The sequence below is a fragment of the Roseburia faecis genome (genome assembly GCF_001406815.1).
GTDB lineage: Bacteria > Bacillota > Clostridia > Lachnospirales > Lachnospiraceae > Roseburia > Roseburia faecis.
Window position 1 is genome coordinate 1 of sequence record NZ_CVRR01000100.1, and the last position, 354, is coordinate 354.

The following is a 354-nucleotide window of genomic DNA, read 5'->3' on the forward strand; positions in this document are numbered from 1 at the left end:
GGCAACGTGACAACAAGTACAGTTGAATTAAAAACATCACGTCCCGGTGTGACAAAAACAGAGCAGATTAAGACAGGGTATAGTAATGTAAATGATTATTCAAAATACTTGCAAGGAAAATACCATTATATGAATATAGGGCTGACTTCAATGCAGGGTATTCCGACAACGGTATCTGTTTCAAGTGCATTTTTACAAAAGTGCATGAATGATCCGGAAAAAGCAAAGTATTTGGAGGAAAACTTAGCAGCCATTCCGGATTGTACAAAAGATACGATTAATGGATGTTTGGGCACTGTGACAAATCAGAGTTATATGATTGATGCAAACGGAAATATTATAGAGACAGCATCT

The 354-nt window shown here is 36.7% G+C and carries 1 pseudogene; it reads left to right on the forward strand.

The annotated features are described in order from the left end of the window. Positions 1-354: pseudogene (locus M72_RS16150) on the forward strand (hypothetical protein); the annotation flags it as partial.